Source organism: Streptomyces sp. W16 (assembly GCF_033194735.1).
GTDB lineage: Bacteria > Actinomycetota > Actinomycetes > Streptomycetales > Streptomycetaceae > Streptomyces.
Genome location: NZ_JAWOAI010000600.1, coordinates 1 through 5,369, shown reverse-complemented (window position 1 = coordinate 5,369; position 5,369 = coordinate 1). Strand labels below are relative to the sequence as shown.

Here is a 5,369-nt window from a genome sequence, read left to right as displayed (position 1 = left end):
TGGCTTCGAGGCGCGCCGCGAGCCGATGGGCAAGCGCATCACCGCACGGATCGCGCTGACGGACGGCCCGGACGCGGGCGTCACCGGCGGCGGCCCGCTCCGCACGTGAGACGGAGCCGTCCGGCCTGGGCGAGGCGCTGGTGCACAAGTGCCGTGCGATTCCGCCGAGTTGAGGTGGTCACGGCGTCGGCGGGACGCGGTAGACGGAGACGTGGGAAGTCGACTCGGCGGTGAACTCGGAGCCGTCCCAGTCCGCGTGTCTCGACTCCAGTTCGAAGCCCGCCAGCTGGGCCATGAGGTCGAGTTCGGCCGGCCAGATGTAGCGGTGCGGGCTGAGGTCGAGCCGTGCCTGCCCGGCGCCGTCGAACCGGAAGTGGTGCGACACGACGTGCTGGTTGAGGACGTCGTAGGTGTCCAGACCGATGTAGTCGGGATCGGTCAGCCAGACGGTGGCGTGCTGGCCCGGCGGCAGCTTGCGCAACTCGGGTACCCAGAGTTCGATCACGAACCGGCCGCCCGGTGCGAGGTGGCGGGCGGCGTTGCGGAAGCACTCGACCTGCGCGGCCTGGGTGAGCAGGTTCGAGATGGTGTTGTAGACGAGGTAGACCAGGCTGTACGTCCCGGGGACGACAGTGGTCGCCATGTCGCCGATGGTCACGGGGATCGTCGCCTCGTCCGCCTTGGTCCGCAGTCGCTCCACCATCGGCCGTGACAACTCGACGCCGGTGACGGGGACTCCGCGCTCGGCGAGCGGCACGGCGACCCGGCCGGTCCCGATGGCGAACTCAAGGGCCGCGCCGTCCCCCGCGAGTTGTGCGAGTCGGTCCACGGTCGGCCTCAAGGTCTCGGGCGCGAACATGCCGGTGTCGGGGGTGTCGTACCGCCGGGCGGTGTCGGCGTCCCAGATCTTCTCCTGATGCATTCCCCCAACGCTCGCCGCCGGCCGCCGAGTTGTCCAACGAATTCCCGCACCGGAATGGCCGGAGGAACTCGCCGATGCGGGTGGCGAGTTGGGGCCGGAGTTGCTGCGGGAGGTGGTGGCCCGTCCCCGCAAGGATCAGCAGTTCGGCGCCCGGTACGGCGGCGGCCGTGGCGCGAGCGCCGCCGACGTCGCACACGATGTCGGCGGCGCCGTGCACGACCGGCTTGGGCACCCGCAGTGAGCGAAGACGTTCGGTGCGGTCGACCACTGCCCGTGCGTCGAACGCGAAGCCGGGGGACGCGGCGAGTCGCAGGGCGCGCACCTGCCACTCGACGAATCCCCCCGTACTCGATCGCGATCATCTGGGCGATCATGCCGCCCATCGAGGAGCCGACGAGATGGACGGCGTCGAGGCCGAGCGCATCGAGCAGGCCGACGGTGTCGGCCGCCAGGTCGGAGAGCGTGTAGGCGGCCGTCGAGAGGTCACCGGCCGGGGCCGCCGCGAAATCCGGTACGGGCGCGTCGGCGAGATGTGTCGACCGGCCGGAGTCGGCCGAGGAATTCGCCCGACACGCGGAAGTACCTCGCCTCGCCTAGAGTGTTGTGGTCGACGTGTTCATTCCGGTCGCCTCTCGCCGCCGACGCTTTCCGTCGATTCCCCTTATGACGTACTCAAACAGTTCGAGCATTTCGGGAGGAAAACACCATGCCTTTCGCCACCAGTACGGATGGCACGCAGATCTTCTACAAGGACTGGGGGTCGGGGCAGCCCGTCGTCTTCTCCCACGGGTGGCCGCTGACGGCCGACGCGTGGGATCCCCAGCTGAAGCTGATGGCGGACAACGGCTTTCGCGCCGTGGCCCACGACCGGCGCGGGGGCGGACGTTCCGGTCAGCCCTGGCACGGCAACGACCTCGACACGTACGCCGACGACCTGGCAGCGGTCATCGAAGCCCTCGACCTGCACGATGTGATTCTCGTCGGCCACTCGACGGGCGGCGGCGAGGTCACCCGCTACATCGGCCGGCACGGGTCCGGGCGGGTCGCCAAGGCGGTACTGCTCGGCGCGATCCCGCCGTTGATGCTCAAGACGGACGCGAATCCCGAAGGGCTGCCGATCGATGTCTTCGACGAGATCCGCAAGGGCGTGGAAACGGACCGTTCGCAGTTCTACAAGGATCTCAGCGCCCCGTTCTACGGCGCCAACCGCGACAACTCGACCGTCACCCAGGGGACTCGCGACGAGTTCTGGCTCTGGAGCATGACCGTGGGAATCAAGGGTGCCTATGACTGCGTCAAGGCGTTCTCCGAGACCGATCTCACCGAAGACCTCAAGAAGATCGACGTTCCCACATTGATCGTGCACGGCGACGACGACCAGATCGTTCCCATCGTGGCCTCCGCCGACAAGTCCTCGAAACTCGTCAAGGACGCGACCTACAAGATCTACCCGGGCGCTCCGCACGGCCTGGCGATGGTGCCCGCGTTCGCCGAGCGGTTCAACGCGGACCTCCTCGCCTTCGCACGCGGCTGACCGCGCCACCGTCGCGGAGCGTGACGTGTACGCGGGGACGAGACGCACGTGCACTGGAACGTCGTCACTTGCTCCGCGGGTGGTAGGCGAGTTGGCGCTCGACGCTCGCCGCGGCGAAGTCGCCGAGGCCGTTGACGACCTCACCGGTCTCCAGCCGGGTCCCGCGGGCAAGTCCTGTTCCCTTGAGTACGGCGCCGCGGCGGTCGGGGTCGGGGCAGGTGAAGTCGTCACCTGCGGCCAGCTGAACGCCCCGCGCCGAGATGGCCCCGATGACCTGGGCACCGTCACCGATGGTGCTGGATCCGACGATCTCGGCGCCGTTGACGAGCCGGGCGCGGTTGCCGACCGACAGTAGGACGCCGGGCTCGTTGGCCTTGATCTGGACACCGCCGGGGCCGAGGGAACACTCGTCCCCGATCTCGATCCGCCCACCGTTCGCGGCGATCACCAGCGTCGAAGGGTAGAAGGTGTTGCCGCTGCCGATGGAACACGTCCCGCCGTCGCACCGCACCACGACACCTGGGAAGAAGGTGTTGCCCTCACCGATCACGGCATCGTCGGCGATCAGCGTCGAGAACGGATCGAAGACGGTGTTCGTCTCGGCGAGGGCGGCCATCTCGGCGAGCGTCAGGAACGCGTTCCTGCGACGGTGCTCGTCCATGAGCCCGATGATCTTGTCCTGCACTTACGGTCAGCTCCCCTGGTCGGTCAACTCATAGTCGCTCGCGTGGTCGTGGACGTGCTCGACGATGAGGTGTCCGCCCAGGCAGCGTCAACTCACTTGAACCCAGAGATGGTCGGCTGCCGTCGTGCCGGACTTCAGCAAGGCGAGCGGTACTTCCACTGCGGGAAGTACTGGCCCCAGTCCGCGTGGGTGAGGGCGGGAAAGGCGCTGTCGCAGATCCGGGAGGCGACCCGCCGGGGGTCGGGGTCCCACAACAGGACGGTCCAGTCCTCGCCGCCGGTGGCCAGCGTACGGCCGTCGGGACTGAAGGCGAGGGTGTCGACCGGTTTGGTGTGGCCCGACAGCAGAGCCGGCTCCCGGGCGTCGCCGTGGCCGTTCACGTCGTACAGCCGCGCGGTGCGGTCGGAGCTCGCGGCGGCCAGCATCCGCCCGTCCGGCGCGAAGGCGACGGCCATGACGCCGTCGGCGTAGCCCGCGAGCCGGTCCCGTAGCGCCGGACGCCGTGGATCGGTGATGTCCCACAGCCGTACCGTGCGGTCCTCGCCGCCGGTGGCGACGCTGCGGCCGTCGGGGCTGAACGCCACGGATTTCACCGCGCTGGTGTGGCCGGAGAGGACCGCGAGGCGGGTGGGGTTGCGCGGGTCGGTCAGGTCCCACAGCACGGCCGTCCGGTTGCGGCTGGCCACGGCGAGGGTACGGCCGCCGGGGGCGAAGGCCACGGAGTCCACCGCGTCGCTCTCCCGCACCTCGGCCAGCAGCCGCGGACGATGTACGTCCGTCGCATCCCACAGTTGTACGGCGCCCTGCTCACTGCCGGTGGCGAGGGTGCGGCCGTCGGGGCTGAACGCGACCGAGTTCACATGACCGGTGCGCGAGGGAACCACCGCCAACTGGCGTGGCTGGGCAGGGGGTTCGAGGTCCCAGAGGCGAAAGGTGCTGTCGGCGCTGCCACTTGCCAGGATGCGGCCGTCCGGCCGGAAGACCACCGAGTTCACGGGGCCCGCGTGGCCGGTGAGCGGTGGCAGTGCGTGCGGCCGGCGCGGGTCCGCCAGGCTCCATAATCGCACCGTGCGGTCATAGCTGCCGGTGGCCAGCAGGCGTCCGTCCGGACTGAAGTTGACGGAGTAGACCGAGCTGGTGTGGCCGGTCAGCGCGGGTCCCGGAAGGTCCCACAGGCGGGTGGTCTGATCCTCGCTGCCGGTGGCCAGGGTGCGGCCGTCGGGGCTGAAGGCCAGCGCCCCGACGCTGCCGGTGTGGCCGGTGAGGACCGGCAGTTCACGGGCGGGACCGGAGCCGGTCACCTCCCAACGGCGTACGGTGCCGTCGACGCCGCTGGTGGCGAGGGTGGAGCCGTCGGGGCTGAAGCCCACGGCCTCGACCGTGTCGGTGTGCCCGGTGAGTGCCACCGTCGTGCGGGCGTGGCGCGGGTCGACCACATCCCACAGCCGGACCGTGAAGTCCGCGCTCCCGGTGGCCAGTTCGCGGCCGTCCGGGGTGAACGCCAGCGCGGTCACGGCGTCCTTGTGACCGGGAGCGGCGAACAGTTCCCGCAGGGGTTCGTCCGCCCCGGTCACGTCCCAGAGCCGGACCTTGTGGTCGGCGTGACCGGTGGCGAGCGTCCGCCCGTCCCGGCTCAGCGCCATCGCGGTCACATCGGCGCGTACTGGCGACTCGGCGCGTACGCGCGGCTGTTGAGGATCCGACAGCTGCCACAGCCGCATCCCGTCGCGGGTGGCCGTCGCCAGTGTCCGTCCGCCGGGGCCGAACGCGACTCCTACGACCGGCCCTGCGTCGCCCGGCAGCCGTGCCAGGAGTCGGGGCCGCCGTGCGTCACCGATGTCCCACAGCACGATCGCGCCGTCCTCGCCGCCCTCGGCCAGGAGCCGGCTGTCGGGACTGACGGCGACCGCGCGGACAGCGCCGGCGAGACCGGGAAGCACGCTCAACTCCGTTGGCCGGTAAGGGTTTTCGGCCTGCCACAACGCTACCGTCCGGTCGGCGTCTCCGGTGGCCAGTACCCGGCCGTCGGGGCTGAACGCGACCACGGTGACCGCACCCTTCTGGGCGGTCAGCTGAGTGGCATAAGGGGTGGCGAAGGTGCTGAGCAGAGTGCCGCGCGCCTCCGGGGTGGGCGAAAGCCGGTACGCGGCCAGGCTCAACTGGGCGGCGAGGGCCGGGTTCGCCGCACGTAGCGCGGCGGCCTTGTCGGCCGTTCGCTGCGAGCCGGC

The 5,369-nt window shown here is 70.2% G+C and carries 4 protein-coding genes and 1 pseudogene; 1 reads left to right on the top strand and 4 read right to left on the bottom strand.

The window, feature by feature from the left end; all coding sequences use genetic code 11:
* Positions 1-178: 178 nt before the first annotated feature.
* Both R6V09_RS44920 and R6V09_RS54790 read right to left on the bottom strand, forming a co-directional pair.
* Positions 179-922, bottom strand: coding sequence for a class I SAM-dependent DNA methyltransferase (locus tag R6V09_RS44920; protein ID WP_317887251.1), 744 nt, complete (start codon positions 920-922; stop codon positions 179-181).
* Positions 838-1,407 (bottom strand): annotated as a pseudogene (locus tag R6V09_RS54790) (alpha/beta fold hydrolase); the annotation flags it as partial. The gene R6V09_RS44920 and the pseudogene R6V09_RS54790, both read right to left, overlap by 85 nt.
* Before the next feature lie 221 nt (positions 1,408-1,628).
* On the opposite strand from R6V09_RS54790, the gene R6V09_RS44905 reads away from it, so the two are divergent.
* Positions 1,629-2,456, top strand: a complete 828-nt coding sequence (locus R6V09_RS44905; RefSeq protein WP_317887249.1) for an alpha/beta fold hydrolase — start codon at positions 1,629-1,631, stop codon at positions 2,454-2,456.
* A gap of 64 nt (positions 2,457-2,520) precedes the next feature.
* On the opposite strand, the gene R6V09_RS44900 is transcribed toward R6V09_RS44905, so the two are convergent.
* Both R6V09_RS44900 and R6V09_RS44895 read right to left on the bottom strand, forming a co-directional pair.
* Positions 2,521-3,141, bottom strand: a complete 621-nt coding sequence (locus R6V09_RS44900; protein WP_317887248.1) for a hypothetical protein — start codon at positions 3,139-3,141, stop codon at positions 2,521-2,523.
* 134 nt (positions 3,142-3,275) lie between these two features.
* On the bottom strand, positions 3,276-5,369 hold a 2,094-nt coding region (locus R6V09_RS44895), incomplete at its 5' end, for a WD40 repeat domain-containing protein (protein ID WP_317887247.1).